Source organism: Rhizobium sp. WYCCWR 11128 (genome assembly GCF_013416305.1).
Taxonomy (GTDB): Bacteria; Pseudomonadota; Alphaproteobacteria; order Rhizobiales; family Rhizobiaceae; genus Rhizobium; species Rhizobium indicum.
Window position 1 is genome coordinate 195331 of the sequence record NZ_JACCEZ010000004.1, and the last position, 22453, is coordinate 217783.

Annotated in this window: 28 protein-coding genes; 15 read left to right on the forward strand and 13 right to left on the reverse strand. The window is 61.4% G+C overall.

The window, feature by feature from the left end; genetic code table 11:
* Positions 1–24: 24 nt before the first annotated feature.
* A complete protein-coding gene (locus HX898_RS15680) occupies positions 25–981 on the reverse strand; it encodes an endonuclease/exonuclease/phosphatase family protein (RefSeq protein WP_171598516.1) in 957 nt (318 codons plus the stop codon).
* 282 nt (positions 982–1263) lie between these two features.
* Between HX898_RS15680 and HX898_RS15685 the strand changes: the two genes are divergently transcribed.
* Positions 1264–2280, forward strand: coding sequence for an NAD-dependent epimerase/dehydratase family protein (locus HX898_RS15685; RefSeq protein ID WP_180195052.1), 1017 nt, complete (start codon positions 1264–1266; stop codon positions 2278–2280).
* A gap of 104 nt (positions 2281–2384) precedes the next feature.
* On the opposite strand, the gene HX898_RS15690 is transcribed toward HX898_RS15685, so the two are convergent.
* On the reverse strand, positions 2385–2771 hold the full coding sequence (locus tag HX898_RS15690) for a hypothetical protein (protein WP_180195053.1): 387 nt from the start codon (positions 2769–2771) through the stop codon (positions 2385–2387).
* Between the two features lie 182 nt (positions 2772–2953).
* Complete coding sequence (locus HX898_RS15695; RefSeq protein WP_003542181.1) at positions 2954–3106, reverse strand: hypothetical protein; 153 nt, start codon at positions 3104–3106, stop codon at positions 2954–2956.
* A 445-nt stretch (positions 3107–3551) separates the two neighbouring features.
* On the opposite strand from HX898_RS15695, the gene HX898_RS15700 reads away from it, so the two are divergent.
* The 6 genes from HX898_RS15700 (at position 3552) to HX898_RS15725 (ending at position 9756) form a co-directional block, all read left to right on the forward strand.
* The gene (locus tag HX898_RS15700) at positions 3552–4253 is read left to right on the forward strand and encodes a CerR family C-terminal domain-containing protein (RefSeq protein WP_138330252.1); all 702 of its coding nucleotides are present in this window, start codon (positions 3552–3554) and stop codon (positions 4251–4253) included.
* The gene (gene hlyD / locus HX898_RS15705; RefSeq protein WP_138330251.1) at positions 4250–5263 is read left to right on the forward strand and encodes a secretion protein HlyD; all 1014 of its coding nucleotides are present in this window, start codon (positions 4250–4252) and stop codon (positions 5261–5263) included. The genes HX898_RS15700 and hlyD overlap by 4 nt, the downstream gene beginning before the upstream one ends.
* Positions 5260–7005: an ATP-binding cassette domain-containing protein gene (locus HX898_RS15710; RefSeq protein ID WP_138330250.1), complete on the forward strand. Its 1746-nt coding sequence runs from the start codon at positions 5260–5262 to the stop codon at positions 7003–7005. The genes hlyD and HX898_RS15710 overlap by 4 nt, the downstream gene beginning before the upstream one ends.
* Complete coding sequence (locus HX898_RS15715) at positions 7002–8129, forward strand: ABC transporter permease (RefSeq protein ID WP_180195054.1); 1128 nt, start codon at positions 7002–7004, stop codon at positions 8127–8129. The genes HX898_RS15710 and HX898_RS15715 overlap by 4 nt, the downstream gene beginning before the upstream one ends.
* 1 nt (position 8130) lies before the next feature.
* Positions 8131–9240 (forward strand): ABC transporter permease, encoded by a 1110-nt coding sequence (locus tag HX898_RS15720; RefSeq protein ID WP_180195055.1) that lies wholly within the window; start codon positions 8131–8133, stop codon positions 9238–9240.
* Positions 9241–9360: 120 nt separating this feature from the next.
* Positions 9361–9756, forward strand: coding sequence for a DUF1236 domain-containing protein (locus HX898_RS15725; RefSeq protein WP_003542187.1), 396 nt, complete (start codon positions 9361–9363; stop codon positions 9754–9756).
* 102 nt (positions 9757–9858) lie between these two features.
* Here HX898_RS15725 and HX898_RS15730 read toward each other — a convergent pair whose 3' ends face one another.
* From HX898_RS15730 to HX898_RS15750, 5 genes are all read right to left on the reverse strand, one after another.
* Positions 9859–10296 carry an EamA family transporter gene (locus HX898_RS15730; RefSeq protein ID WP_138330247.1) on the reverse strand — a complete coding sequence of 146 codons (438 nt, stop codon included), beginning with the start codon at positions 10294–10296 and terminating at the stop codon, positions 9859–9861.
* 126 nt (positions 10297–10422) lie between these two features.
* Positions 10423–11466 carry a Gfo/Idh/MocA family oxidoreductase gene (locus HX898_RS15735; protein WP_138330246.1) on the reverse strand — a complete coding sequence of 348 codons (1044 nt, stop codon included), beginning with the start codon at positions 11464–11466 and terminating at the stop codon, positions 10423–10425.
* A gap of 9 nt (positions 11467–11475) precedes the next feature.
* A complete protein-coding gene (locus HX898_RS15740; RefSeq protein WP_180195056.1) occupies positions 11476–12261 on the reverse strand; it encodes a ThuA domain-containing protein in 786 nt (261 codons plus the stop codon).
* A 194-nt stretch (positions 12262–12455) separates the two neighbouring features.
* Complete coding sequence (locus HX898_RS15745; protein WP_168253327.1) at positions 12456–12797, reverse strand: SMR family transporter; 342 nt, start codon at positions 12795–12797, stop codon at positions 12456–12458.
* 18 nt (positions 12798–12815) lie between these two features.
* Positions 12816–13379: a TetR/AcrR family transcriptional regulator gene (locus tag HX898_RS15750; RefSeq protein ID WP_138330243.1), complete on the reverse strand. Its 564-nt coding sequence runs from the start codon at positions 13377–13379 to the stop codon at positions 12816–12818.
* Positions 13380–13556: 177 nt separating this feature from the next.
* On the opposite strand from HX898_RS15750, the gene HX898_RS15755 reads away from it, so the two are divergent.
* Together HX898_RS15755 and HX898_RS15760 are read left to right on the forward strand one after the other, a co-directional pair.
* Entirely contained in the window at positions 13557–13982 is a 426-nt protein-coding gene (locus tag HX898_RS15755; RefSeq protein WP_171598588.1) for a group II truncated hemoglobin, read from the forward strand.
* Positions 13979–14347 (forward strand): DUF423 domain-containing protein, encoded by a 369-nt coding sequence (locus HX898_RS15760; protein ID WP_171598523.1) that lies wholly within the window; start codon positions 13979–13981, stop codon positions 14345–14347. The genes HX898_RS15755 and HX898_RS15760 overlap by 4 nt, the downstream gene beginning before the upstream one ends.
* A gap of 381 nt (positions 14348–14728) precedes the next feature.
* Here HX898_RS15760 and HX898_RS15765 read toward each other — a convergent pair whose 3' ends face one another.
* The 5 genes from HX898_RS15765 to HX898_RS15785 form a co-directional block, all read right to left on the reverse strand.
* Complete coding sequence (locus HX898_RS15765) at positions 14729–15043, reverse strand: antibiotic biosynthesis monooxygenase (RefSeq protein WP_027663899.1); 315 nt, start codon at positions 15041–15043, stop codon at positions 14729–14731.
* A gap of 9 nt (positions 15044–15052) precedes the next feature.
* Complete coding sequence (locus tag HX898_RS15770) at positions 15053–15325, reverse strand: hypothetical protein (protein ID WP_138330241.1); 273 nt, start codon at positions 15323–15325, stop codon at positions 15053–15055.
* Positions 15322–15729 carry a DUF2325 domain-containing protein gene (locus HX898_RS15775; protein ID WP_138330240.1) on the reverse strand — a complete coding sequence of 136 codons (408 nt, stop codon included), beginning with the start codon at positions 15727–15729 and terminating at the stop codon, positions 15322–15324. Before HX898_RS15775 ends, HX898_RS15770 begins: the two co-directional genes overlap by 4 nt.
* A gap of 108 nt (positions 15730–15837) precedes the next feature.
* On the reverse strand, positions 15838–17169 hold the full coding sequence (locus HX898_RS15780) for a TonB family protein (RefSeq protein WP_180195057.1): 1332 nt from the start codon (positions 17167–17169) through the stop codon (positions 15838–15840).
* Between the two features lie 56 nt (positions 17170–17225).
* Positions 17226–17648: a hypothetical protein gene (locus HX898_RS15785; RefSeq protein WP_138330238.1), complete on the reverse strand. Its 423-nt coding sequence runs from the start codon at positions 17646–17648 to the stop codon at positions 17226–17228.
* 176 nt (positions 17649–17824) lie between these two features.
* Here HX898_RS15785 and HX898_RS15790 point away from each other — a divergent pair, with 176 nt between their 5' ends.
* The 6 genes from HX898_RS15790 to HX898_RS15815 all read left to right on the forward strand — a co-directional run bounded on the left by HX898_RS15790 (position 17825) and on the right by HX898_RS15815 (position 22445).
* Positions 17825–18007 carry a hemin uptake protein HemP gene (locus tag HX898_RS15790; protein ID WP_012758649.1) on the forward strand — a complete coding sequence of 61 codons (183 nt, stop codon included), beginning with the start codon at positions 17825–17827 and terminating at the stop codon, positions 18005–18007.
* A gap of 8 nt (positions 18008–18015) precedes the next feature.
* A complete protein-coding gene (locus HX898_RS15795; protein WP_180195058.1) occupies positions 18016–19065 on the forward strand; it encodes a ChuX/HutX family heme-like substrate-binding protein in 1050 nt (349 codons plus the stop codon).
* Positions 19066–19076: 11 nt separating this feature from the next.
* On the forward strand, positions 19077–20006 hold the full coding sequence (locus HX898_RS15800) for an ABC transporter substrate-binding protein (RefSeq protein WP_180195059.1): 930 nt from the start codon (positions 19077–19079) through the stop codon (positions 20004–20006).
* Between the two features lie 2 nt (positions 20007–20008).
* On the forward strand, positions 20009–21121 hold the full coding sequence (locus HX898_RS15805; RefSeq protein ID WP_138330235.1) for an iron ABC transporter permease: 1113 nt from the start codon (positions 20009–20011) through the stop codon (positions 21119–21121).
* 36 nt (positions 21122–21157) lie between these two features.
* Entirely contained in the window at positions 21158–21952 is a 795-nt protein-coding gene (locus tag HX898_RS15810) for a heme ABC transporter ATP-binding protein (RefSeq protein WP_138330673.1), read from the forward strand.
* A 148-nt stretch (positions 21953–22100) separates the two neighbouring features.
* Complete coding sequence (locus HX898_RS15815) at positions 22101–22445, forward strand: DUF883 family protein (protein WP_138330234.1); 345 nt, start codon at positions 22101–22103, stop codon at positions 22443–22445.
* The last annotated feature ends 8 nt before the right edge of the window (positions 22446–22453 follow it).

Consider the following 22453-nt stretch of genomic DNA (forward strand, 5'->3'; position numbering starts at 1 on the left):
GCAGATTTCCTTGCCCGGGCAAAATCATTTTGCCGGTGACGCTTCGCCATCCTTGTCGAGAACGAAGTCGGCGATCAGACCCGAGTGGTTCGAGCCGAGGTTGTCATCAAGACGTTTGAGCGATGTCAGATGAAGCGGCGCGCGCGCAAATATGTGGTCGATGGCGATCCCGAGCGCGCCGGCGCCGATCGGCCATGTTGCCGGTTCTGGCGTGATCGTTTTCAGCTTCTGCTCGCGCAGGAAAGCTTGGATGCTCGGGGCGATCACCGAGGAGTTGAAATCACCTGACAGCACCAGAGGCCCGTCGATCGAGCCAAGCGCTTTGCCGAGATCGTCCAATTCAGCCATCTGGAAATCATCGAAGTAGGGTTTGGTCAGGTGCGCCGAAACCAGATTGATGGTCTCGCCTCCGAAGTCGACGCTTGCTATAATGAGCCTGTTTTTTCGCAGGCTGCCCATACTTGCGACCTGCCGGCTGACGAACGGGCGTTTGGAGAGCACCAGCGTATCGCATGTATCCTTCCCGGCATCGCAACCGATATGGTAGGGATAGGCCTTGAACAATTGCTGCAGGTGAAACGTCAGCGGCTTGGCTTCGAGCAGATTGACGACGTCGGCATTCGACGCGATCACCATGTCGGTGATTTCAGTCGAGTTTTTCCAGTTGTCGATCGCGATGTTGAACGACATCAGACGAAAAAGCGGCGGCCTGTCGGTGCCTCTGTCGCCCTGCGAGAACTCGCGCAGCATGATGACGCCGTGAGCGATGAGAAGAATCGAGGCAAGCAGAAGGATAAAGCCGTAAATCTGCCTTTTGATAGCCAGAACGACGAGACTGGCGGCGACGAACACGACGCCGAGGTGAACCTGAAAACTATAAACGAAAGACAGAAGCCAGAAGTTCGTGACATAGCGTAACGACACGATCGCCATGGCAACGGTCAGAAACGCGCAGAGAATCCAATAAATTATATCTCTCATCGATCCTGACCTGCTTGCAGACGACCGGCCGGCCATAACATGCAAGCCAACATGTTGCAATGCAGCATAGCGGCCGGGAGTTGCGGCCGACCGACGGACGATATCGATGGGTCCCGCCCTCATCCGGCAAGGCAGCGGCCGACAAGCCGCCGATGGTCGAGAGGATGCTGTGGCCTTCTCGTTCAAAGACCTATCGACTCGGCCTCTTTTTATCTTGTAAGTGGGGTCACGTGATACGGAATCGGCTCTTTGCCGTCAGCAGGGAGCCGAGAAAAGGTGGGAATGCGCTACTTCATTACAGGGACTGCCGGCTTTATCGGTTTTCATCTGGCCAGGCGCCTGCTGCAGGAAGGGCATGACGTCACAGGCTTTGATGGACTCACTCCCTATTACAACGTCAAGCTCAAGGAGATGCGCCATGCCGCACTCTCCCAGTTTCCGGCCTTCAGACCCGTCATCGCAATGCTTGAGGACCGGCCAGCGCTGGAAGCGGCTGTTCTGGCGGCCAAGCCCGACATCCTGATTCACCTCGCCGCACAGGCCGGCGTGCGCTACAGCCTGGAAAATCCCGAGGCCTATCTTCGTTCGAACGTCGAAGGCTCTTGGAATATCATGGAAATCGCGCGGCGCGTCGAAATCCGCCATCTGATGCTGGCCTCGACATCATCGATCTATGGCGCCAATGCAACCGTCCCCTTTCGCGAGACCGATCGCGCCGACGAGCCGCTGACCATCTATGCGGCGACGAAGAAATCGATGGAACTGATGGCGCACAGTTATGCCCATCTTCACAAGATTCCGACCACGGCCTTTCGCTTTTTCACCGTTTATGGCCCGTGGGGCCGGCCCGACATGGCGCTGTTCAAATTCACCAAGAACATGCTCGAAGGCCAGCCGATCGAGATCTACGGCGAAGGCAATATGAGCCGTGACTTCACCTATATAGACGATCTCATCGAGGCGATCGTCAGGCTATCGGCGGTCGTCCCGTCCGAGGGAAATCGGCTCGAAAACACGGCTGTCGAAACGCTCTCGCGTCAGGCGCCCTTTCGCGTCGTCAATATTGGCGGCGGCCAGCCGGTCAGCCTGATGGATTTCGTCGAAACCGTGGAAAAGGCGCTCGGCCGCCCTGCCATTCGCAAGATGCTGGCGATGCAGAAGGGTGATGTGCCGCGTACCTTCGCGGCCCCCGATCTGCTCGTTGCGCTGACGGGCTACAAGCCGGATACGACCCTGGAGGTCGGCGTCAAGGCCTTCGTCGACTGGTATCTCGATGTGCGCGGCGAACTCGACGCCTAGCGGATGTCGCGCAAAAGTGTGTAGCGGTTTTGCGACAACGACATGCGACGCGCTTTGGGTGCGGATGATCTTAGGCCCTGATCGGCCTAAGATCTGGCTAGGTATCAGCGAAGAAACGTAACTGCCTGCACGGCTTCGACCGCCGTCGAAAACACGTAACCGACGATAACGGTTAGGCTCTGCGAATAGGTCTTGAGCCGGTAGCCCTCGCCCTCGACCGTAGCCGGGCTGCGCAGGACGAACGGAACGCCAGGGCGCACGAAACCGGCGCGGGTCGTCAACGGAACCTCGGGCGAATGGCCGATGGCGGAGGTGTACATCAGGTCGCGGGCAAGGCTGGCTGGGCCGATGGCGAATGCCGGCCCGGCAACGGCAGTGATGGTCAGGCTCAAGGCGATGGCGGCAAGAGTTCTGTGCATGTTGAAGTCCCCGTTTGCGGATCGGCGGGCTTTCGGTTTGCCCGGCTCCAAACGATCGATGCGTCTGTCCACGCTTCTTTCGCTTTCATGAGACCACTCTACACATCAGTATTTTCAGGGCTTTTAAGCGGATCGGTCAAATTTTACGAAATTTGATTTTCTGTCCGGAAGGGCTTGAGACGCACAAAAAATGAGGTCCCGGCCCGCGGTCCGAGTGCGCAACATCGGCAATGGCCTAGATGCTGTATCGCAGTCTACAAAATGCGATCCAGCTTCTTGTTGATATGCAGGTTCGGCATCACGCCCGCGCTTTGCGCGGCATGATAGGATTCGCGCGCCGCATCGAACGAGATCGACCACATGATGGCACTGAGCAGCAGCGCGATAATATAAATCTGAATACGCATCGTACCGGCGATACGGAAAGAGCAAGGCAGTTTTGTGTCAAAACATAGCCACAGAGATCACGAAAAGTGGCGGGCTTTTTGTTTTGCAGCCGGTCGGCACCAGACATATTAGTGTCGTGAAAATTAGCGATACTGTAGCGCTACCTGTTAGCAGCCGACCCCGAGGCTTGGTTCCTCTTCCCACCCCGAGAACCCTGAGAGACCCGTTCCCACGGGTCTCTTTGCCTTGTTTCCGAACGTTTTCCAGAACAGCTGAGATCGCCCTGATCCGAATTGACGCTGAACCGCTGAACGGCACATCTCGACCCCCAATAAGACCACGCGTCCAGCCATGAGCGATGTCACGTTCTTGCCTTTGCCTCAGCAAAGGCATCGGTCAATAGCATCTGCTTTCAAAATATATCAATCGATTGACTTATTTCTCCATCGGCGTTATAAAACTGTCATGACCCAAGAACACGACAACCAGTCACCGGCCTCCGCCCGTGCCGAGATCGCGCGTCAGAAGATGCTATCCGCCGCCCTCGACGTCTTCGGCCGCTATGGCTTCGACGGCGCCTCGACGCGCCAGCTCACGGAAGCGGCCGGCGTCAACCTGCAGGCAATCCCCTATTATTTCGGCAGCAAGGAAGGTCTCTACATCGCCACCGCCGAATATCTGATGATGCGGATCAATACGCATGTCGGTGACATGAGGGCGCGCGTCGGCGCGCATCTGCTGGCGCTCGACGCTGCCGGCAAACCGCTTGGTGAAGCGGAGGCTCGCCATTTCCTGACCGAGATTTTGCAGACCATGGTGACGCTGTTCGTCGGCAAGGAATCCGAATCCTGGGCGCGCTTCCTGATCCGCGAGCAGATGGAGCCGACAGAAGCCTTCACACGGATCTATCAGGGCCTCATGCGGCCGATGATCGAGATGGGCCGGCGGCTGATCGGCGCCATCCTTCATGAGGATCCCGCCTCGGAACATGTGCGCCTGCGCACCTTCACACTTCTCGGCAGCATCCTCGTCTTTCGCGTCGCCCATGCAGCCGTGCTCGCCCAGATGCAGTGGGACGGCGTCGGCCCGGAACAGGTGGAAACCGTGCGCGGCCTGGCTGCAGAACTGGTCGATGCCATCGGCGCATCGAAAGGAAGTGCAGCATGAAACGCATCCTTCCCCTCGCCATCCTTCTTCTCGTTGCGGCAGGTGCCGCCGCCTGGTGGTACGCCCTGCCCCAAAAGCTCGGCTGGTTGCCCGAGGCCAGCCGTGAATTCGTCCTTTACGGCAATGTCGATATCCGTCAGGTCTCGCTCGGTTTCCGTGTCAGCGGCCGTCTCGCTGAACTCCACGCCGACGAAGGCGACGTCATCAAGAGCGGAGACGTTCTCGCAAAGCTCGATGCAGCACCCTATGAATTTGCGGTCCGCTCGGGCGAAGCCAATGTCGCAGCCCTCCAGGCAACGCTCGACAAGCTGAAGGCCGGTCCGCGACCGACAGAGATTGCCCAGGCGCGCGCCGCCTATGACGAAAGTATCGCCGATCTCCGCAATGCCAACCTCGCCTATGATCGCGCCCGCCAGCTGCGCCCGCAGGGCACGATCTCCGAGGCAAGCCTTGATCAGGCGACCGCTGCGCGGGCCATGGCCGCCGCACGCTCCGACTCCGCCAACGAGGCGTTGAAACTGCTCCTGGAAGGCTCCCGTGTCGAGGATATCGCCGCTGCCGACGCCCAATTGAAGGCGGCGCAGGCTACACTCGCCTCGGCCCGCACCTCGCTGGAGGATACCCAATTGCGCGCGCCAAACGACGGCGTCATGCTCTCCCGTGTGCGGGAGAACGGCGCCATTGTTTCCCCCGCCGACACCGTCTTCGTGTTGTCGCTGACAGAACCCGTCTGGGTGCGCACCTATGTCGCCGAGCCCGATCTCGGCCGCATCCATCCCGGCATGAAGGTTGCGGCCACCTCCGATACGGCGCCCGACAAACCCTATGAAGGCACGATCGGCTTCATCTCGCCGGTTGCCGAATTCACTCCGAAATCGGTGGAAACGCCGGAGCTGAGGACAGACCTCGTCTATCGCCTCAGGATCGTCATCGACAAGCCCGGCCCGGATCTGCGCCAGGGCATGCCGGTCACCGTGCGTTTTCCCACGCCGACGGCGGGTGGACAATGACCGCCGCCGAGACCGGCCGGGGCGACAAGCCGCTCGTCCGGATCGACGGCGTCACCAAGCGCTTCGGCGATGCGCCAGCCGCCCTTGACGCCGTCTCCGGCATGATCGGCGGCGGCGCAATCACCGGTCTCGTCGGGCCTGACGGCGCCGGCAAGACGACGCTGATCCGCCTGATGACCGGCCTGATGCTGCCCGACACGGGAACGATGGAGGTTCTCGGCTTCGACACGCGCAAGAACCCCGCCGGCATCCAGGCGGCGATCGGCTACATGCCGCAGCGCTTCGGTCTCTATGAGGACCTTTCGGTGCAGGAAAACCTCGATCTCTATGCCGATCTCCGCGGCCTGCCGAAGAGCGAACGCGCAAGCGCCTTCGACGAGCTGCTGACCTTCACCGATCTCAAGCGTTTCACCGGCAGGCTGGCGGGCAAGCTCTCCGGCGGCATGAAGCAAAAGCTTGGCCTTGCCTGCGCGCTTCTGAAGAAGCCGCGGCTGCTGCTACTCGACGAGCCGGGCGTCGGCGTCGATCCGATCTCGCGCCGCGATCTCTGGAAGATGGTCGAGAACCTGACGAAGGAAGGCATCGGCGTCCTTTGGTCGACCGCCTATCTCGACGAGGCTGAAGCCTGCGACCATGTGCTGCTCTTGAACCAGGGAAAGCTGCTGTTTTCGGGAAAACCTGATGACATGACCGGCCGCGTCAGCGACCGGGTTTTTCGCGTCTCGGGCATGACAGGGCGCCGCCGGCAGGTGCTTGCCGGGCTTCTGCAGGCCGATGGCGTCATCGACGGCGTGATCCAGGGCGAAGCGATCCGCCTCGTCGCCGCCAAGGACAAGAAACCGGATATCGGCTCGGCCGGCGATGGTGCAACGCTCGCCCCTGCCCCGCCGCGCTTCGAAGATGCTTTTATCGACATGCTGGGTGGTGGTCCTGGCGGCCGCTCGAGGCTGGCCGAGGCGCAAGAACCGACGAAGGGCGATGACGACCGGCCGGTGATTGAGGCCAAGGGGCTGACCAAGCGCTTCGGCGATTTCACCGCTGCCGACAATATCAGCTTCGATATCCGCCGCGGCGAAATCTTCGGCCTACTCGGCCCGAACGGCGCCGGCAAATCCACCACCTTCAAGATGCTCTGCGGCCTGCTGAAGCCGACCGGCGGCGAAGGCCGCGTTGCCGGTTTCGACCTTCGCCGCGATGCCGCCGAGGCCCGCAACCAGCTCGGCTATATGGCGCAGAAATTCTCGCTCTACGGCGATCTGACCGTCATGCAGAACCTTGAATTCTTCTCCGGCGTCTATGGCCTTCGCGGAAAACACCGGCGCGAGCGCATCGATCTCATGGCCAGTATCTTCGATTTCGGTCGCCATGTCAGCCAGCCGGCCAAGGACCTGCCACTCGGCCTGAAACAGCGGTTGGCGCTCGCCTGCGCCGTCATGCACGAGCCGCGCGCCCTCTTCCTCGACGAGCCGACCTCCGGCGTCGATCCGATCACCCGACGCGAATTCTGGACGCATATCAACGCGCTGGTCGAAAAGGGCGTCACGGTGCTCGTCACCACCCACTTCATGGACGAGGCGGAATATTGCGACCGCATCTCGCTGATCTATCGCGGCCGCTCGATCGCGCTCGGCTCGCCCGATGAATTGAAGGCCCGCGTCGCGACCAAGGAGCTGCCGGACCCGACGATGGAGGACGCCTTCATCGCCCTCGTACAGCAATCGGAAGCGGAGGATGCCGCATGAGCGCCTCCTCCGGTCGACTTCGGCGTCTTTCAGCTCTGGTGCGCAAGGAAAGCTTCCAGGCGATCCGCGATCCGAGCAGTATCCTCATCGCCTTCGTGCTGCCGCTGATCCTGCTATTTCTCTTCGGCTACGGCGTCTCGCTCGATACCACCCGCACCCGCATCGGCCTCGTGACCGAGGAGATGACGCCGCTGACGCAGGATCTGTCGGCCAGTTTCCAGGCCTCGCGCTATTTCGATGTGGCCATCGGCCGCGACCGGCGTCTGTTCGAGGAAGACCTCGTGCTCGGCAAGCTGCGCGGCATCGTCGTCATCCCCGCCGATTTCACCACGCGGTACACCGCCGGCAACCGGCCCGGTATCCAGGTGATCGTCGATGGCTCCGAACCGAACACGGCGAATTTTGTGCAGAATTATGCCCAAGGCACTGTTGCCAACTGGGAGCGGCAGAGGCAGGCGGACGTCGCCTCCCACAGTCCCGCCATTTCGGTCGAGCAGCGCTTCTGGTTCAACCCTGAACTTACCAGCCGCAATTTCCTCGTGCCCGGCTCGATCGCCATCGTCATGACGCTGGTCGGCACGCTTCTGACCTCGCTCGTCGTCGCCCGCGAATGGGAGCGGGGCACAATGGAGGCGATGATGGCGACACCGGTGACGGCGGTCGAACTGCTCGCCGGCAAGATCCTGCCCTATTTCCTGCTCGGCCTCACCTCGATGACGCTCTGCGTGCTGCTTGCGGTCTTTCTCTTCGGCGTGCCGTTTCGCGGCTCCGTCGCCGCTCTTTACGCACTGTCGGCCGCTTTCCTGATCCCGGCCCTCGGCCAGGGCCTGTTGATCTCGACGGCCACGAAGAACCAGTTCCTGGCCTCGCAGCTGGCGCTGATCTCGGCCTTTCTCCCTGCTTTCCTGCTGTCTGGCTTCCTCTTCGAGATCAATTCCATGCCGACCGTGATCCAGTGGATCACCTTCATCGTGCCGGCACGCTACCTGATCCCCAGCCTGCAGACGGTGTTCCTCGCCGGCGACATCTGGCCGATGTTTCTGCAGGCAATCGGCGTGATGCTGACGATCGGCGCCATCATGTTCGTGCTGGCGGCCCGCAGCACCAGAAAGAGGATCGGCTGAGATGTGGACAAGGCTTTACGCCCTGATCGTCAAGGAGCTGCTCGCCGTCCTGCGTGATCCCAAGGGCCGCGCCATCCTGATCGGCCCACCGATCGTCCAGCTTCTCGTCTTCTCCTATGCGGCGACGCTCGAAGTCCGCAATGTCGACGTGATGATCCTCAACCGCGACAGCGGTCACTGGGGCCAGGAACTGATCGAGCGCATCGATGGCTCGCCGACCTTCCGAAAAATCGAGATTGCAGGAAGCCAGGTGGAGGTCCGGGTGGCGATCGACAACCAGACGGCCATTGCCGCCGTTGAGATCGGCCCGGACTTTTCGCGCAATATTGAGGCGGGAGCGCCGGCCGACCTGCAGGTGGTGCTCGACGGCCGCCGCTCCAACGCCTCGCAGATCGTCGCGGGATACCTCTCGCAGATCGGCGCCGCCCTCGCCGCCGAGACGCCGGCCGGCAAACGCGCCGGTGCCGACATCGTCTCGACAGTGCCGCGCAACTGGTTCAACCCGAACCTCACCTATCAATGGTTCATGGTGCCGAACCTGATCGCCAGCATCGCGCTGCTGATCGGCCTCATCGTCACGGCGCTGTCGATCGCTCGCGAGCGCGAGCTCGGCACCTTCGACCAGTTGATGGTCTCGCCGCTGCGCATCCACGAGATCCTGATCGGCAAACTGATCCCGCCGATGATGATCGGCCTCTTCCACATCACCGTCTATATCCTGGCCGCCGTCTTCCTCTTCGACGTGCCGCTGCGTGGCTCGCTCTTCCTGCTATACGGCAGCGCAATCTTCTATTTGGGCTCGGTCGCCGGCCTCGGCCTGTTCATCTCGGCGCTGTCGATGACACAGCAGCAGGCGATCCTCGGCGCCTTTCTGTTCATGGTCCCAGCCATGCTGCTCTCCGGCTTCGCGACACCGATCGAGAACATGCCGGGCTGGCTGCAGCCGGTAACGCTCGTTAATCCGCTGCGCTATTTCCTGGTGATCGTCAAAGGCGTTTTCCTCAAGGATATCCCGTTGAGCGAGGTGGTGAACCAGACGATCCCGCTGGCGCTGATTGCCGCCGTCACCCTCAGCGCCGCCGCCTGGCTCTTCCGCCGGCGGCTGGAATAATCAATGCTTCGGCCGCCTCACAGAATGTGAACCGGCCTTCCAAAGCGTGACTCTCTCCTGCCGGAACCTCGGATTGGCGCGGTCGTTACCCAAGCGCAACCCCAGCAAAGGAGAAGCAAAATGTACAAGATCCTACTTGTCTCCAGCGCCCTTGCGCTGTCGTCGCTCGCCACCAATGCGCTGGCTGACGGAGCCGTGACCGGTGCAGCCGGTGGCGCCATCACCGGCGCAATCGTCGGCGGCCCCGTGGGTGCTGCCATTGGCGGCGTGGCCGGCGGTGTCGCCGGAGCCGTTGTTGATCCGCCGCCGCGCGAGGTCGTCACCTATGTCCAGCAGCAGCCGGCCCCGACCGCCTCCGTGGTCGTCCAGGAACCAATTGTCGTCGGCAAGCCGCTTCCGGCAGACGTCGTCGTGACGCCGGTGCCTGACAATCCGAAATATGCCTATACGGTCATTAACAATCAACACGTGATTGTCGAACCCCGCACCCACCGCGTGGTGCAGGTGATAGAATAATCAGGCAACCGAAGCCGCCTGTTGCGGCTCGGCAACTTCCGGTCCCGCTTCGGCGGGGCCGTTTTTCGTGCCTTTGCGAAAACCCATTGTGCTTGTCGCCGGTTAAGCCCTGTAGGCGACGAGTACGGCGCCTCCCGCAATCAGAATGACGCCAAGCCAGTTCGGAAGCGTTAGGCGTTCGCCGAGGAACAGCACCGCAAAGACGGACACGAAGACGACGGACAGCTTGTCTATCGGCGCGACGCGGGCGGCATCGCCGAGCTTCAGGGCTCGAAAATAGCAAATCCAGGATGCGCCGGTGGCAAGGCCGGAGAGCACCAGGAAGAGCCAGCTCCTGCTCGACACCGAGGACGGCTCCTGCCAGCTGCCTGAGATATGGACCATCATTCCCGCCGCCAGCAGGATGACGATGGTGCGAATGAAGGTCGCGAAATCGGAATTCACGTTCTCGACGCCGACTTTGGCAAAAATCGCCGTGAGCGCAGCAAAGCCGGCGGAAAGAAGCGCCCAAAGCGGCCAGCTTGTCAGAAGGCTTTTCATGCGGCTTGCCCTGTTATGCCTCAAACCTACCAGAGGCAGGAAAAACAAGAATATAGACTGCCTTACGAAGATATGCGGCGAGGAAACCGCTCACGACGTTCCTATCGTGAGCGGTTCGATATCTCGTCAGACCTTCAGTTCGCGCCGCTCGCGCTCGGTCACCATCGCAAGGTCGAGCACCTTCTGCAGGTTGGCGGCGTGGCGGAAGTTCGGGTCCGGCTGGATGCCGCTTGCCACGGCCTCGGCAAAACGCTCGTAATTGGTCGCCACCGGTTCAACTTCGATCTGCGTCCAGGTGGCAGTTTCGACACCCTCGCCGAGGCAGCCATGCAGCTCGGAACCGCTGGGACGATGGATGACCTCGAGGCTGCCCCTCTCGCCATAGATGCGCAGCTTCAGCTCGTTCAGATGCCCTGTCGCCCAGCGGCTGGCGTGGATGACGCCGAGCGCGCCATTGGCGAAATCGACGGACATGGTGAAGCTATCATTGGCATCGAGCAGATATTCGCCGATCTGGCCGCCCGGCGCCTTGTTGAAGGTCTTCAGCCGCGCAAAGACGTGGTCGATGTCGGTCGCCGCGCCATAGGCGGCAAAATCGAGGATATGGATGCCGACGTCGCCGAGCACGCCGTTCGAGCCGTGGCCGGTGGAAAGCCGCCACAGCCAGGTCGATTCCGTGCGCCAATCGCCCCAGGCACGCGACACCAGCCAGCTCTGGAGATAGGAAGCTTCCACGTGCCTGATCGTGCCGAGTTCGCCGGCGAGCACCATCTCACGTGCGCGCTGCAGCGGCGCGACGTTGCGATAGGTCAGGTTCACCATGTTGATGACGCCGGCCTTTTCGGCCGCCTCCGTCATCTCAAGCGCCTTCGCATAGTTCTCCGCCAGCGGCTTTTCGCAGAACACATGCTTGCCCGCGGCAATCAACGCCATCGTCGTCGGGTGATGGATCCGGTCGGGCGTGACGTTCGTCGCCGCATCGAATTCACCCCAGGCGATCGCCTCTTCCAGCGAAAGAAACCGCTTTTCGATGTTGAACTTATCGGCGAAGGCCGAAAGCCGCTCGGGATCGGTGTCGACGGCGCCGACCACCGTCACGCCGTCGATGAGGGGGAAGCGGGCGAGCTGGTTTTTCGCCATCACCCCCGTGCCAAGAACGAGTAGTCGCATGGATGCTCCTCAGCGGTAACCGGCTTCGCCGGCCTGGTGCAGTCTCGGGCCGCGTTCGACGATCGGCTCCAGTGCTTTTTCTACCGGCACATTTGGGGCATCGGTAATGCTCTTCAATGCACCCTCGGGATTATAGGCCCACTTCACACCGTTGATCAGCACCTTCTGGACATTGACGTCGTGATAGGTCGGATAGGTTTCGTGGCCGGGACGGAAATAGAAGATGTTACCGGCGCCGCGCCGCCAGGTCAGGCCCGAGCGGAACACTTCGCCGCCCTGGAACCAGGAGATGAACACCGTTTCGAGCGGTTCAGGCACCGAAAACTGCTCGCCGTACATTTCCTCGTTCTCAAGCTCGAAATGCTCGCCGATGCCGGCGGCGATCGGATGGCGCTGGTTGATCGTCCACAGACGCTCGCGCTCGCCCGCCTCGCGCCATTTCAGCGCGCAGGGCGTGCCCATCAGCCGCTTGAAGATCTTGGAGAAATGGCCGGAATGCAGCACCAGCAGGCCCATGCCTTCCCAGACGCGTTTGGCGACACGCTCGACAACGACGTCGGAGACCGCGCCGTGATCCTTGTGGCCCCACCAGGTCAGGACGTCGGTTTCGGCAAGGCGGACTTCGCTGAGGCCGTGCTCCGGCTCCTGCAGCGTCGCTGTCGTCGCCGAGATAGCGGGATCTGTGTTCAGCGCATTGGCGATCGTCGTGTGCATGCCCTCGGGATAGATCCCCCGGACGATTTCGTTGGTATTCTCGTGGATATTCTCTCCCCAGACGACGGTGCGAATGGCCATGATGTGCTCCTGTAGAACCTGGAAGTATCGATAGGCGGGAAAGCAGAAAAATTCAAAGCGCTTTGGAAAACGGCGCTGGCTGCGCCTCGTCTCCTCCACGTCCAAGGAACACATAGACCTTTGTCAGTATTTTGACAAAGGGGAAAATTTACCGGCCGAAGACAGAAAAACCGCCTGGCAATATCGCAGCAATATCAATGCGAAACCGATTTAGAAAATAGATTGACGACCAAAACGCCGGATATGATCAGCCCGAGCCCGACGATTGCCGGCAGGTCGAGGCGCTGCTTGAAGAACACCAGGCCGACCGAGGAAATCAGTACGATTCCCAAAGCGCTCCAAATTGCATAAGCGATACCGACGGGGATGCTTTTCAGCGTCAACGACAGGCAATAGAAGGCGGCCGCATAACAGGCGACGACGAGTGCCGTCGGTCCGATGCGGGTGAACTGCTGCGACAGTTGCAGCGCGGTCGTGCCGATGACCTCGAGCACGATGGCTGCAAACAGCAGCCCGTAGACGGCGGCCTGGCTCATGGCGAATTCCCTTTCGAATTACTTGCCGGTCAGTTCGACAAGGCGATCGATGAGATCCCGCCTCAGAACGCCGTTGATATCATGGCTTTCCAACGTATCTGCGAACCAAAGTCCGTCGGCGGCGAAACGCACGACCTGTGCATCGAGGGAGGAATCGGTGCCGATATATTCCTCGGCCCGCGCCTGCACCCATTGGCGCCAGCGAAGACGCAGTCGAGGTTCGGCAAGAAGCGCGATCGTCACCTGCGTCCAACTCCTGGAATCGTCGGGACGCTCGTTGAGACCGGATACCGCTCTCAGATAGGCGCGGGTGAAGCGGCCCTGCGGCAACGGATCGCCGCGCATCAGTTCCTCTATATCGGCGTCGAACTTTTCGAGCAAGCTCTCGAACAGGGCATCGAGCAACGCATTCTTCGTTGGGAAGTGATGCAGCAGCCCGCCCTTGCTGACGCTGGACGCGGCAGAAACCGCATCGAGCGTGACGGCCGCCATGCCGTCGCTGGCAGCAAGGCGCGCGGCGACCTCCAGCAACTGCTGGCGCACGAGCACGGGCTGTTTCTTGCGATGATGAGCGTTCGACATTCAGCTAAAAGATACCGTCCGGACGGTTTTGTCAAGGAGAATCGGCCGCAACCCCTGCTGTCCGGCATTATGCGCGAAATGCCGCGGCACCTTGATGACAGTTGCGATCATTTTCCGCCCGGTGCATGAAGAGGCCGGGGAATGTCGAGTAATGGCGATGGGATCGGGGATGGTTTCGTGACGGAGAAGGTCACCACACTCTATGAGGCGATCGGGGGCGATCCTGTCGTGCGAGCTCTGACCCACCGTTTCTACGAGCTGATGGACACGCTGCCGGAGGCGAGAAACGTGCGCGCTGTGCATCCGCCGAGCCTTACGGGCAGCGAAGAGAAATTCTACGAATATATGAGCGGTTATCTCGGCGGCCCGCCGCTCTATACCGACAAGCGCGGCCATCCGCGCCTGCGCAGCCGCCATTTCGTCGCCGAGATCGGCCCTGTCGAGCGTGACGAGTGGCTGCTCTGCTTCCGCCGCGCCCTGGACGAGACGATATCGAGCCAAGCGCTGCGTGATCTCATCTGGGCGCCGGTGGAACGGCTCGCCTATCACATGCAGAACAAGGCCCCCGACAACAAGGCCCCTGACGACAAGGAACAACCATGAGCTTGAACGCGCGTCTGGAGCCGGTGCTCTATCTCTTCGCCGGCCTGTTTGGCGTAGCCGGCGTGGCGCTTGCCGCCCTTGCTGCCCATGGCGGCGAAGCCAATCTGGCGGCATCCGCATCTGCCATGTGCCTTGCCCACGCCCCTGCCCTGCTGGCATTGGCTCTCGGCAACGTCAGGCTCAGAACCGCCTGGCTGGCCGGTTTGCTGATGATTGTCGGAACGCTGCTTTTTGCGGGCGATCTCGTCACCCTACGCTTTTCCGGCTCCGGCCTCTTCCCCTATGCCGCGCCGAGCGGCGGCTGGGCGATGATGCTTGGCTGGCTGGCCATTGCGGCAGGCGCGATCTTCCGGGTTAAGGCGTGAGAAGCGTCGGGGGCAGCTCCCTTCCTGAGGACGCGCTCGTAAAATTGCTCGCGGCATATAGAGGCGGCTGACGGGAAGCTTCGCCTCACCTCCCTCATCTCTGTGCTCGTCACAGGGATCCAGCGCACCCAAGTCCCTGGGTGCGAAAGACTCTTCTCGGCGGGATTGATTCATTCACGGCGCAGACGCGCCGTGGCTGGATTCTTGTGACAAACACAGGAATGACGGAGGGGGAGGTGCAGAGCGAATGCAAAAACCAAGCATTAGCGAGGCAAACTACTTAACCTCGATCAGTTCCAGCCGGCTTGCTCCTGCAAGTCGAAGCCTCAACACCCGTGCGTCGCTTTCCCGCCTTTACACATGAAACCGCAACAACCAAAATCAAATGCCGTCGACCACGTTGAAACCCTCGAAGACCGGCGGCCCCTTGTAGATCGCCTTGTGATCGCCGGCATTGCGGTGCGCCGCGCGAAAGCTCTCGGACTTCGTCCAGTTCTGAAAATCAGCTTCGCTTTTCCAGACCGTATGCGAGGAATAAAGCGTATAGCCCTCCTCTTCGTTGGCCTTGCCGCGCAGCAGGCGGAATTCGACGAAACCGGGCACCTCGGGCAGGCTGGAATCGCGATTGCGCCAGACCGTCTCGAAATCGCCTTCGCTGCCGGTTGCAACCTTGAAGCGGTTCATTGCGATATACATGGAATCTCCCTACGCCTTCCTCTTGCCCGCCCTTGCAGAACGCAAGGGAAAGGCGAGAACATTATCGCCGTTTGCCGCTGCTGGGCCAAGCGGTCTTGTTGTCGCTTCCCCGGGCATGCGCGCTTCCCAGGTCGGGAACAGCGTCACATTCTTGTAAATCTGCTGGCGTTCGGCATGCTGCTGGAAAAGTTCGTAGAGTTCGGGCACGAGGCCCTCGCCTGTCTGCGCGGCGAGCTTATGCAGGCCGATCATGGTGAAGCCGTCGGGGCGCTGGTCGTTCATCGGGAATTGTCTCGTTCGTTCATCGTCTGCAGCGCACGCTCCAGGCTGGACTTGCTGCCGTTGCGAAGCGGGATGAAGGTCTTGCCGAATTTCTTGCAGCCAGTCTTCACACGCAGGCAGGCATCGTGGCTGATACAGTCGATCGGGCAGAACACGCAGTCGACCGAGGGAAGGACGGTATCGATGCGGGAAACCGCTTCGCGCAACCCGCCGTCATGATGAATGAGCTCGGCGCCGAAATTGCTGGCGATCTGGCGAAGATGCGCCACCTGGCAGTCACGGCCACCGACATAGAGGAAACTGCGGCCATCCAGTTTGGACCGTCCGAGGGATGCCTGACCAGCTTCCTCGCCCGCGCTATCGCGGACCTCCCGGTTCGAACCCTTCTTGCCCTTGCGAGCCATATGCCACCCGTTCGCTCGTTGATCGTCACACGATTCCTGCGTGTGCGGGTGGACCTTATTAAACTTGATTTTTAGAGTAAAGTATAAAGTTGATTGTTTTTATCATATTTATCGAGCGGTGACTTGGACAGGAAAACTGTACGAGCGCGAGGATCCGGCCCAGTCATCCGGCATAGCAGGAAGATTACAGGAAGCGATCCGGGACAAAACGGCGCTGTCCACCTCGGCCAAGCCCGAACCTCGGACAAGGCCTGATGCGGTGACATCTCCGTTGCGATTGATCGTAATGCGGACATTCAAGGATGCAGAATTGCGACGATATCGCGATTCAATCCGGTCAACGCAACGGAACAGTCGCGAGACGATCTTGCCCTTGTAATTGGCTTCGGATGCACCGCCCGATCCACTCCGTCCGCCCGACGTGCGTGAATTATTATCTGAATTGGCGTCTGCCTGCCCGTCCGCGGCGCCCCTGCGTGACTCCTGTTTGGCCTCTCCCTCTGAACCCTGTGCCTTCTTCGGGGGCTGCTTTCTTTCGATCGGCTTCTTTTCTACAGGCTTTTCCAACTTCGGTTTCGGCTGCGGCGTGACGATCTCTGTAGGCGGCTCCGGCTCGGGAGAAATCGCGGCCGTCTCGACAGGCTTGATCTCTTCCGGTTCGGATTGCATCGCGGTTGCGACGGGTGGCTCGGTGGATGTTATCGGCATCTCCGGGGATTGCTCCGGCACCACTGTCGACATTGGCTGCGCAACTGAAGTTTCCGCAGGAGTTTCCGATACCAGCACCTCTGGTTCCGCGGTGGTCACCGTCTCCGCTGACTGACGCGTGACTTCTTGCGTGGGCTGAACGGCTTCGACCGGCTCTGCATCGGTCGGCTGGACAGTTTCCCGTTGGACGGCCTCCGGCTGCATTTCCGTTGTTTCTACTGGCTTGACCGTGTCGGGTTCGACAGCTTCCGGAACAATTTCTTGCCGGATGGTCACCTCGGTCTCGCCAGCGGCGCTCTGATCGGCGTCAGAACTGCCGAGCATGACGACGCTGATCGCTTCGCCCGCCTCCATCAGCGTCTCCTCCGGCGCCTTAGGGAAAGCAATGATCAATACAGCGGCCAGCGTCGCGTGGAAAATCAGCGAACTAACGCAGGCGAGCGCCACCCGTCGCCGCGCTGGCTTCTTCTCGTCTTCCTGCTTTTCCACCGCCGCATCCATCGGCGGCGCAGGAACGGAGGTTATCGGCTCGGCTTCCGGATGATCGGGAAAGGAGGGTATCTGCGCGAAACGCGTGTAGTGGACCACAGCCTCGCCCGCCGGCTGCCGCTGCACATTGCGCAGGTCGGAAAGCTCGTGGCCGGGATGCATGTTATTGTCGTTCAGACCGCCGTCAGCGTCCGGCTCCCCGATGAGCACCTGTCTCGATCTGGTCTTCGCTGAAATTGCCATTTGTATGCCTCGGACAGCCTGAAACATGTCCGCCGGGAATCGTTCCCGGCGTATCCTTAGCCCTCGAAGGGAACGGAAATCTGTGAACGGGTGACGAGACCCTTCATGCATTCGCCCGCCGCCGGGCCGTCGCAGACCGGCGTGTCGTTGATGATGATGCGGGTGACCGTCTCGCACTTCACATTCGGCATATCGAACTGGCGCACGCGCTTCTTGCCCTGCGGCAGATCGCGGAAGTCGAGCACGGTGATGCGGTCGACGGAATTCTTGTCGTTGAAGAAAGCGAGCTCGAAGGAGATCTTGTTGATCGGGGTCTGGAGATTGTTCTCGGCGACAAAAGTCATCATGCAGCCCTTTTGCGATGGCGCCAGAGCGTTGAGTTCGACATTCAGCTTGGCGGTTGCCGCATCCTGCGCCTGGCATATGCCTGAAACCGCCATCACCATGCCGGCTGCAACAGCCGCAAACCTAACCGTCATCATCTTCTCCGCCATTGTCGCGAACCGCCGCCAGGCGGCCTCATATCAGCAATCTCAAAAACTTGACTGCAATAGTCTCCTATTGCGTCTTTAAAAAACTATGAGTAATAAAGTCAAGATAATTGTCATCACAACCGGGGACCCCGATCGCCGGCCTCACGGAATTGCCAACCGAAATGATGGTTGAAAAGCCAGATAACTTTAAGCATGTGCCGCTGCAGAGCGAGCCTGCGGCGCAGCACCGGATCGTCGAAAGCGCGGATCTTTTCCGCGGCACGAACGAGATCATGATAAGACATGACGGCTTGGTCTATCGCCTGAAGATCACCCGTCAGGGCAAGCTCATTCTCAATAAGTAGGGTAGGACATGACCGAACAGACAAGACCGGCGCCAGCCGAAATCCGTGCGTTTCGCGCCGAGAATCCGAAAATGCGCGAGCGTGACATCGCCGCCCAATTGAAGATTTCCGAGGCAGCGCTCGTCGCCGCCGAAACCGGCATCAGCGTGACCCGCATCGATGGCAGTGCGCTGAAGCTTCTCGAACGCGTTGAACGCCTGGGCGAAGTGATGGCGCTGTCGCGCAACGAAAGTGCCGTTCACGAGAAGATCGGTGTCTTCGAAAACATCAAGAGCGGGGCGCAGGCCGCGATCGTTCTCGGCGAGAATATCGACCTACGCATCTTCCCGAGCCGCTGGGAGCATGGTTTCGCCGTATCCAAGAAGGATGGCGATCAGGAGCGCCTCAGCCTGCAATATTTCGACAAGGCGGGCAACGCCGTGCACAAGGTGCACCTGCGCACAAGCTCGAATGTCGACGCCTATCACGCAATCGTCGCCGAGTTGAAGCTGGAAGACCAGTCGCAGGAATTTGTCGAGGCTGAAACCTCGAACGCCGCCGATGAGATCGCCGACGTCAGCCGCGACGAACTGCGCGACAACTGGAGCAAGCTCACCGATACACATCAGTTCTTCGGCATGCTGAAGCGCCTGAAGATCGGCCGCCAGGCGGCCGTGCGCACCGTCGGCGACGACTATGCCTGGAAGCTCGACAACAGCGCGCCGGCAGAGATGATGCATGCCTCGGTGAAATCCGGCCTGCCGATCATGTGCTTCGTCGCCAATGACGGCATCGTCCAGATCCATTCCGGCCCGATCTTCAACGTGCAGCCGATGGGGCCGTGGATCAACATCATGGATCCGACCTTCCACCTGCATCTGCGCCAGGATCACATCGCCGAGACCTGGGCCGTGCGCAAGCCGACCACGGACGGCCACGTCACCTCGCTGGAAGCTTACAATACCGAAGGCGAGATGATCATCCAGTTCTTCGGCAAGCGGCAGGAAGGTTCCGACGAACGCGCCGAGTGGCGCGAGATCATCGAAAACCTGCCGCGGGCAGCAAGCGTGGCCGCATAAGGATCGCAACGATGACGATGCGTAACAATCTGCGCCGGATCCGCCCTTTGGAACTGGCCCTGACGGCGGCGGTCATGGCGCTGCCGCTGATCCCGACGGCGCGGACGGTCGATGGCTTCGCCTTCATCCGCGCCGCCCACGCCGAAGAAAAGAAGCTCGACACGTCGCGCCTGGTTTCTGTCGGTGGCGACATCACCGAGATCGTCTATGCGCTCGGCGAGGAAAACCGGCTGATCGCGCGCGACACGACGAGCATCTATCCGGAGGCGGCGCTGAAGCTGCCGAACGTCGGTTACATGCGCGCGCTCTCGCCGGAAGGCATCCTCGCTATGAACCCGACCGCGATCATCGCCGTCGAAGGTTCGGGCCCGCAGGAGGCGCTGGCCGTGCTGAAAAATGCCCGCGTGCCCTTCGAGGCCGTGCCGAGCGCCTTTACCCGCGACGGCATCATCGCCAAGATCGACCGTGTCGGCACGCTGCTGGGCGTGCCCGACAAGGCGAAGGCGCTTGAAGAAAAGGTCGCCGCCGATCTCGACGCGGCGATCGCCGATGCCGAAAAACGCCCGGAGGCCGAGCGCAAGCGCGTTCTCTTCATCCTCAGCGCCCAGAACGGCCGGATCATGGCATCGGGCACTGGCACGGCCGCCGATGGCATCGTCAAGCTCGCCGGCGCCATCAACGCCGTCGGCGCATTTCCGGGCTACAAGCCGCTGACGGACGAGGCGATCATCGAAGCCAAGCCCGACATCATCCTGATGATGAATCGCGGCGATGGCGCCGGCACCAAAAACGAGGACCTGCTGGCTCAGCCGGCGATCGCGCTGACGCCGGCAGGCGAGAAAAAAGCGATCATCCGAATGGATGGCGTCTACCTGCTCGGCTTCGGCCCGCGCACCGCCGCCGCCGCGCGTGAGCTCAACACGGCGATCTACGGGGGCTGAACATGGCCCTGCCGCAAGCCATGATGGAACAAAGGCGACAATTCCCGATGGCGGACATCCGCGAAATCAGGCAGGCGGGCGACAGGACGCGGCTCGCCTTGCTGGCGATCGCGCTGCTCGTCGCCGGCTCGGTCTTTTCGATGCTGTTTTCGGTGACGACAGGCGCCTCGGATGCCTCGATCCTCGACGTCATCAGCAACATGGCCGGCTCCGAGACGGCGCTCAGCACGCGTGACCGGATCATCATCTTCGATATCCGCCTGCCGAGGGCGATCCTGGGCTTCCTGATCGGCGCCTCGCTTGCCGTCTCCGGTACGGTGATGCAGGGCCTGTTCCGCAATCCCCTGGCCGATCCCGGCCTCGTCGGCGTCTCCTCCGGCGCAAGTTTTGGCGCGGTTGCGATGATCGTCCTCGGTGGCGGTCTCGCAGCGCCAATCGAGGCGCTTCTCGGCATCTACGCTCTGCCGACAGCCGCTTTCGGCGGCGGCCTCGTCACGACGCTGCTGCTCTACAGGATCGCCACCCGTCACGGACAGACCTCGGTGGCGACGATGCTGCTTGCCGGCATTGCACTCGGCGCACTCGCCCTCGCCATCACGGGACTGCTGATCTACATGGCCAACGACCAGCAGCTACGCGACCTGACCTTCTGGAGCATGGGTTCGCTTGCCGGCGCCACGTGGACGAAGATCGCCGCCGCCAGCCCGATCATCCTGTTGTCCTTCACCGCCCTGCCCTTCATGGCCCGCGGCCTCAATGCCATCACGCTCGGCGAGGCGGCCGCCTTTCATATGGGCGTGCCGGTGCAGCGGCTGAAGAATGTCGCGATCGTCGGCGTCGCCGCGGCGACCGGCGCGTCCGTCGCCGTCAGCGGCGGCATCGGTTTCGTCGGGATCGTCGTACCGCATATCCTGCGCATGGCGATCGGCCCCGACCATCGTTTCCTGCTGCCGGCCGCAGCGCTGCTCGGCGGCTCCCTGCTGATCTTCGCGGATGTCCTGGCCCGCACCCTGGTCGCCCCGGCCGAGCTGCCGATCGGTATCATCACCGCGGCGGTCGGCGGCCCGTTCTTCCTGTGGATCCTGCTGAGGCAGCGTTCGCGCCTTGCCCTGTGAGTGATGTCGTGAGTGACCCCCGTGAGTGACATTGCGATGATCGAAGTTTCCGGCGTCTCCGTGCGCCTTTCCGGCAAGACCATCATCAGCGACGTCGCCTTCACGGCAAAGGCCGGCGAGCTGACGGCGATTGCCGGGCCGAACGGCTCCGGCAAGACGACGACGATGAAAGCCATCTCCGGCGAACTTGCCTATGGCGGCTCGGTACGCATCGGCGACGACGAGGTGAAGGCGCTGAAACCCTGGCAGCTTGCCGCCATTCGTGGGGTGCTGCCGCAGGCAAGCACCATCTCCTTTCCCTTTACCGTGCGCGAGATCGTCCGCATGGGCCTGACATCAGGCCTCAACCTGCATCCCGACAAGGCCGAGCAGACGGCGGCGGCAGCGCTTGCGTCCGTCGACTTGACCGGCTTCGAAGGTCGTTTCTATCAGGAGCTCTCCGGCGGCGAGCAGCAGCGTGTGCAGCTTGCCCGCGTGCTCTGCCAGATCGCCGAGCCCGTCGTCGACGGCAGACCCTGTTGGCTGCTGCTCGACGAGCCGGTCTCGAGCCTCGATATCAGCCACCAGCTGACCATCATGACGCTCGCCCGCAATTTCTGCGAACGCGGCGGCGGCGTCATCGCCGTTATGCACGATCTCAATCTGACCGCACTCTTTGCCGACCGCATCGTGCTGATGAAATCCGGCCGCCTCGCCGCCGCCGGCAGCATCGGTGAAGTGCTGACGAACGAAACGATGCTCTCGGTGTTCGGCTGCGCGCTGCGGATAAACCAGGTACCATCAGACGGCACGCCCTTCGTGCTCGCCCACAGCGCCGTTTCCCGCCCCTGAGCACTGCGCGGGCGGAACTTTTGATCGTCCGGCACGTTGTCGGCAGTGATCTGGGTCAATGCCGGGCGATATCATTCATGCAACGGACGGTGGTGACCCTCGTGCGAAATAGGCGGGCTTGCGCGCGCCCCAGCCAATGGAGACAGCCATGAGCTATTCTATCTTCCAGTCCGGCCGCAGTCGCCGCAACGGTACCTTCCACAATTTGGAATCCGGCATCGAGGAGCAGGTCGAGGCGCTTCGCGACGAACTCGCGGAACTGACACGCCTTGTCGGCAAGAGTTCGCGCCATCAGGGCGAAAAATTCCGCAGCCAGGCCGGTGCCGGCTATGAAGAACTGCTCGGCCGCAGCGAGGATCTGCTGCGCGAATTGCAGCAAGGCTATGAGCGCGGCGCGACGGAAATGCGCGATACCGTGCGCAAGCATCCGCTGGCAACCATCGGCGCCGCGGCCGTTTTCGGCCTTGCCATCGCCTTCCTCGCCCGGCGCTGAGGAAGCGC

Coding starts and splice junctions, on each gene's coding strand:
- HX898_RS15680 (WP_171598516.1), bottom strand. CDS start 981: ATGAGAGATATAATTTATTGGATTCTCTGCGCGTTTCTGACCGTTGCC.
- HX898_RS15685 (WP_180195052.1), top strand. CDS start 1,264: ATGCGCTACTTCATTACAGGGACTGCCGGCTTTATCGGTTTTCATCTG.
- HX898_RS15695 (WP_003542181.1), bottom strand. CDS start 3,106: ATGCGTATTCAGATTTATATTATCGCGCTGCTGCTCAGTGCCATCATG.
- HX898_RS15700 (WP_138330252.1), top strand. CDS start 3,552: ATGACCCAAGAACACGACAACCAGTCACCGGCCTCCGCCCGTGCCGAG.
- hlyD (WP_138330251.1), top strand. CDS start 4,250: ATGAAACGCATCCTTCCCCTCGCCATCCTTCTTCTCGTTGCGGCAGGT.
- HX898_RS15710 (WP_138330250.1), top strand. CDS start 5,260: ATGACCGCCGCCGAGACCGGCCGGGGCGACAAGCCGCTCGTCCGGATC.
- HX898_RS15715 (WP_180195054.1), top strand. CDS start 7,002: ATGAGCGCCTCCTCCGGTCGACTTCGGCGTCTTTCAGCTCTGGTGCGC.
- HX898_RS15720 (WP_180195055.1), top strand. CDS start 8,131: ATGTGGACAAGGCTTTACGCCCTGATCGTCAAGGAGCTGCTCGCCGTC.
- HX898_RS15725 (WP_003542187.1), top strand. CDS start 9,361: ATGTACAAGATCCTACTTGTCTCCAGCGCCCTTGCGCTGTCGTCGCTC.
- HX898_RS15730 (WP_138330247.1), bottom strand. CDS start 10,296: ATGAAAAGCCTTCTGACAAGCTGGCCGCTTTGGGCGCTTCTTTCCGCC.
- HX898_RS15735 (WP_138330246.1), bottom strand. CDS start 11,466: ATGCGACTACTCGTTCTTGGCACGGGGGTGATGGCGAAAAACCAGCTC.
- HX898_RS15740 (WP_180195056.1), bottom strand. CDS start 12,261: ATGGCCATTCGCACCGTCGTCTGGGGAGAGAATATCCACGAGAATACC.
- HX898_RS15745 (WP_168253327.1), bottom strand. CDS start 12,797: ATGAGCCAGGCCGCCGTCTACGGGCTGCTGTTTGCAGCCATCGTGCTC.
- HX898_RS15750 (WP_138330243.1), bottom strand. CDS start 13,379: ATGTCGAACGCTCATCATCGCAAGAAACAGCCCGTGCTCGTGCGCCAG.
- HX898_RS15760 (WP_171598523.1), top strand. CDS start 13,979: ATGAGCTTGAACGCGCGTCTGGAGCCGGTGCTCTATCTCTTCGCCGGC.
- HX898_RS15765 (WP_027663899.1), bottom strand. CDS start 15,043: ATGTATATCGCAATGAACCGCTTCAAGGTTGCAACCGGCAGCGAAGGC.
- HX898_RS15770 (WP_138330241.1), bottom strand. CDS start 15,325: ATGAACGACCAGCGCCCCGACGGCTTCACCATGATCGGCCTGCATAAG.
- HX898_RS15775 (WP_138330240.1), bottom strand. CDS start 15,729: ATGGCTCGCAAGGGCAAGAAGGGTTCGAACCGGGAGGTCCGCGATAGC.
- HX898_RS15780 (WP_180195057.1), bottom strand. CDS start 17,169: ATGGCAATTTCAGCGAAGACCAGATCGAGACAGGTGCTCATCGGGGAG.
- HX898_RS15785 (WP_138330238.1), bottom strand. CDS start 17,648: ATGACGGTTAGGTTTGCGGCTGTTGCAGCCGGCATGGTGATGGCGGTT.
- HX898_RS15790 (WP_012758649.1), top strand. CDS start 17,825: ATGATGGTTGAAAAGCCAGATAACTTTAAGCATGTGCCGCTGCAGAGC.
- HX898_RS15795 (WP_180195058.1), top strand. CDS start 18,016: ATGACCGAACAGACAAGACCGGCGCCAGCCGAAATCCGTGCGTTTCGC.
- HX898_RS15800 (WP_180195059.1), top strand. CDS start 19,077: ATGACGATGCGTAACAATCTGCGCCGGATCCGCCCTTTGGAACTGGCC.
- HX898_RS15805 (WP_138330235.1), top strand. CDS start 20,009: ATGGCCCTGCCGCAAGCCATGATGGAACAAAGGCGACAATTCCCGATG.
- HX898_RS15810 (WP_138330673.1), top strand. CDS start 21,158: ATGATCGAAGTTTCCGGCGTCTCCGTGCGCCTTTCCGGCAAGACCATC.
- HX898_RS15815 (WP_138330234.1), top strand. CDS start 22,101: ATGAGCTATTCTATCTTCCAGTCCGGCCGCAGTCGCCGCAACGGTACC.